Source organism: Vibrio phycocola (genome assembly GCF_054404255.1).
Window position 1 is genome coordinate 228,115 of record NZ_JBTAMQ010000008.1, and the last position, 4,561, is coordinate 232,675.

General features: G+C 40.9%; 2 protein-coding genes. Both read left to right on the top strand.

Annotated elements, in window-relative coordinates; translation table 11 throughout:
* Nucleotides 1-77: 77 nt before the first annotated feature.
* Nucleotides 78-2,192, top strand: coding sequence for an alpha-galactosidase (locus tag ACXJY6_RS12760; protein ID WP_456049944.1), 2,115 nt, complete (start codon nucleotides 78-80; stop codon nucleotides 2,190-2,192).
* 350 nt (nucleotides 2,193-2,542) lie between these two features.
* Nucleotides 2,543-4,489 carry an ATP-binding cassette domain-containing protein gene (locus tag ACXJY6_RS12765; RefSeq protein ID WP_456049945.1) on the top strand — a complete coding sequence of 649 codons (1,947 nt, stop codon included), beginning with the start codon at nucleotides 2,543-2,545 and terminating at the stop codon, nucleotides 4,487-4,489.
* The last annotated feature ends 72 nt before the right edge of the window (nucleotides 4,490-4,561 follow it).

Genomic DNA, 4,561 nt, shown 5'->3' on the forward strand with positions numbered 1-4,561 from the left:
GCAGTCGAATTGGCTGCGGTTTCTTTCTAAATACAATCTGTCCTTCCGTTTTAGTTTTACAAGTTAGGGTTATCAATATGGGAATAATTCATCTATCTAACGCACAAACCAGTCTCGTCATTCTAATTAACCCAATGCCTCAAGTTCTCTATTGGGGTGCAAGACTTGCTCATGTTGATCACACAATCGAACAACTCACTCAACGCGCTATTCCTCAAGCTCGTTTAGACAAAGATATTCCTATAACCCTCTGTCCTGAATTTGGTCGTGGCCTTTATAGCTCTCCCGGTATTGAAGGTTTTCGCACCGATAAAACCGGAAACAATATCGATTGGGCACCGATTTTTTCAGTCCAGAGTGTTGAACATGATGATCACTCAGCAAGGTTTGAATGTAACGATGAGCTTGCGCAGCTTAGTTTAACCATTAACCTTATACTCGATGATGCGGGTGTATTAACGAAGAAAATAACCATAAAAAATGATGGCGAACAAAGCTATCAGCTTGCGCAACTACACAATACTCTTCCCCTACCACACCGTGCCAACGAATTAATGAGTTTTCATGGTCGTTGGAGCCGAGAATTTCAAACCCAACGCGTTTCCCTAGATCACGGTGCGTTTAACCAAACCAATCGCCGTGGCAGAACCTCGCACGAATACTTCCCCGGAGCCATGGTAGGCTGTAAAGGATTTTCTGAACAAACTGGCGAAGTGTGGGGGTTTCACCTAGGTTGGAGCGGCAACCATCAATTGCGCTGTGAAACCAAAAGCGATGGACGCCGTTTTATTCAAATGAGTGAATGGTTAGCGTCCGGTGAAATTACCCTAGAACAGGGTCAATCGTACTCAACACCGACACTGTATGCTTGCTATAGCCAAGATGGTCTCAATGGGATTCGCAAGCAGTTTCATCGCACGGTTCGTGAACATATATTGCGCTTTCCAACACAGAACAAGCGCCCTGTTCATTTAAATACATGGGAAGGAATCTATTTCGACCACGATCCAGATTATATTCAGAATATGGCGCAACAAGCCGCACACATGGGTGTTGAACGCTTTATAATCGACGACGGCTGGTTTGTTGGTCGCAACGACGATCACGCCGCCCTTGGGGACTGGTTTCTAGATCAAACCAAATACCCTAATGGACTTGAACCCGTTATTGAACAGGTTAATAAACTCGGTATGGAGTTTGGTTTATGGGTTGAACCGGAAATGGTCAATCCCGACTCCAATTTGTTCCGTGAACACCCCGATTGGGTACTTGGGATTGAAGGTTACGATCAGCCTAGCGGTCGTAATCAATTTGTGCTTAACCTGCAAAACCCTGCCTGTTTCGACTATTTGTTCGAACGGCTCGATGATCTTCTTTCGACCTACAATATCGGTTATTTAAAATGGGACATGAACCGAGAATTGGTGCAAGCAGCGCATCAAGGTCAATCGGCAACTCGTGGTCAAACTCTCGCCTTTTATCGACTGATTGATCTTCTTCTACGTAAACACCCTAAAGTTGAAATTGAATCCTGTTCATCAGGCGGTGGCCGTATTGATTTCGAAGTCCTTAAGCGCACTCACCGATTCTGGACCTCAGACTGCAACGACGCTCTAGAACGCCAAACCATTCAAAAAGGCATGAGTTATTTCTTCCCACCTGAAGTAATGGGCAGCCATATAGGCCCCGCGAGCAGCCATACAACTCGACGCCAGCACAATATCAATTTACGCGGTATCACCGCACTCAGCGGACATATGGGCGTTGAGCTCGACCCTGTTAAAGAGAGCGACAAAGAAAAAGCCGCATTCTCTCGCTATATCGCACTGCACAAACGTTTTCGGCCTTTACTTCATTCTGGCGAGGTGTTTTATTTGGATTGCTGCGACAACACTCGCAACGTCTATGGAGTTAAAAATGCCAATGAAATGCTGATCACAGTCTGCCAGTTGACGATGCCAGACCATGCTATCCCTGAGCCGTTGCGACTGGATTACCTAGATCCTAATAAGCAATATTCGTTAGAGCTTGTTGATTTTCCAGAAGCAAGCTGGCAACTGATGAAACAAGTGCCACCGTGGATGAAAACGTCAATGAAGGTTAGCGGTGATGTATTAACTAAGATTGGTTTAACCATGCCAGTGCAAGACCCAGAATCGGCTATGATGATTTCTATTAAAGAAATTTCCTGAGTTTATTTATTCAACTTATTTTCATTCCGACAAGTCTTTCATTCACGATATTTACCATAAATCGTATTCGGAACAACCAATTCGTATCAATTAAACGGTTGTTCCTTTACTTTGCCACTTTACTTTCATTCTTTTAACAAAAAATTACTAATTAAATCCACAAGTTATCAATTCTTATCCTATACTCATAAAATACTAGATAAAACTTTGTCGTTCGCAAAATAACTATCCAATGTATTTAAGTGTCCCGCTCCAGGGTTATATAAGTCATTTCACTCATCGAGTGGGTTGGATTGCAACGTCTACAGTTAGCACAGAATATAAGTTGACGTATTCTCTTTGAGGTTTGCATGAAATCAATTATTTCTTTACTGATCAAACAGTCTCAAGCGAAATTCGATTGGAAAGCGTTTCGCCATATAGAAGCTGAAACTCTTGATCAGTATGTATCTCAATTAACCCCTTTCTTTAACGATTCATTGTTTGAATATTCGATTGAGAAAAGAGAAGTCAAATCGGTTAATGACTTACCCGAAGCATTCATTATATCGGACTTAAAGCCCTGCTACGTACAGCGAATTGGGGTTAAGTTGGTTAGCGACGAACATGAAGAAGTGGACGAAGAAACCTTAATTGGTAAAGAGATCGTTTTCATTGAAAGCTATCCAAAAGTCCTTAAGACTAAATCATTCGTCGAAGTCATTTATCAACTTTTTCCCAAAATCAACTTATTGCTGCTCGTCGCGGTACCCTTTATTCTTATTCCAGCATTTTACAGTAACTTATTTAATACTCGTCTAATTTACAACTCACAAATTGCCACCTTGGTATTTGTTACCGCTGCCTTCTTGATCTTGTGGGGTTGTGAATACGGTTTGAAATACTATATAAAACATGTGCACTTGAGAAAGATTGAACATAACTCATTAAAATTCGAGCGTTATCTGCTCGCGCTAATGCCGGGGTTCAAACAAAAAGACAGCCTAACAAAGGTTAGAATGGTCGAGTCAAACCGTAAAGTGATTTGGGACAACCTCCCTGGTCTAATTATGGATGTGACCAGTTTTCTATTAGTCATGGCTCTGCTTTTTCTGTTTATTGGTAGTTATACGTTTGGCTTATTGCTTTTCTATGTGGTTATTATTGCCGCCTCTACGTTTATGCGCTATCGCAACTACAAAGTCTACCTAGAAGTTGAAGCCGCGCAGCAAGATTTATTAAATGAACGCATTTCCTACTACCGAAATAATAAGCAACTTCGCTTTTTAAACACTCAAGCTCTACTGGATAACTTTGAAAAGTCGTGTAAGAAATCCTTTTCAGGGGACCACAGCCTTGCGAGTTTTAACTTCAACTGGGAAGAGTTCGTCCGTGTTAGTTCTTTCTTGGCGAGCTTTTGCTTATTCACCGTGCTGTTTTATACCTCTAAGTTTGATACCAGTGTATTTAATGTGCTGTTCGCACTTCTTATTTTGAATGGCCGAGCTGCTTCAAGTGTAATTAACTTAGTCACTAAAACCTTTTTCATTCTAATTTCGGGACATCATCTAAGGCTTGCGGTCGATGATTTATTCGAAAATCTAGAGCCTAAATTAGTCTCAAAAGGGCTGTATGTTGATGGAATTAGCAGCATCACATTAAAAAACGTTGATATCACCACAGAGCAATCTCCATTATTGTCAAACGTAAACTTAGAGCTAACTAAAGGGAATACTTACGGATTCTTTGGCAATATTGGCAGTGGAAAATCGACATTAGTGTCTACGATTGTCCAATCTCATTCCGAATATAGTGGCACCATTTTATATAATAACTTTTACAACGGCGTCGATATCGACCCGAACGTGTTCTCAAAACAAGTGGTTTTTATTGAACCGGCTACCGACTTTATTCGCGGCACCATTTACGCTAATTTCTATTTACGCGGTGTTACTGATGTCAACAAAATCGCAAAGATATGCAGCCTAGTGTTTCCTCATGCCAACATCGATTATGAGTTCATCTTCCAAAAAGACATTACTCAGATTCCTATGTCGACGGGGCAGAAACGTAAATTGCTTATTTTAACCAGTATCGACACAAACAAGAGTTTGATTGTACTCGACGAAGCTATGTCTAACCTATCGAATGCCGATGTTACCGTCTTACTACAGTACATAAAAAAAGAAGCGCCTCACGCGATTTTAATTGTTATATCACACGATAAAGCGGTGCTGAATTTACTGCCTAATTTGTTTGAAATTAAAGATCAGAAAGTGATATCAGTAAAAAGTTCAATTGTAAAAGTGTCTCAATAACACATAGTTTTTAATTAAAAAAGCCAGTCACATTAGTCATGTGACTGGCTTTTTCTATCTCACCAGATGAGT

Coding starts and splice junctions, on each gene's coding strand:
- ACXJY6_RS12760 (WP_456049944.1), top strand. CDS start 78: ATGGGAATAATTCATCTATCTAACGCACAAACCAGTCTCGTCATTCTA.
- ACXJY6_RS12765 (WP_456049945.1), top strand. CDS start 2,543: ATGAAATCAATTATTTCTTTACTGATCAAACAGTCTCAAGCGAAATTC.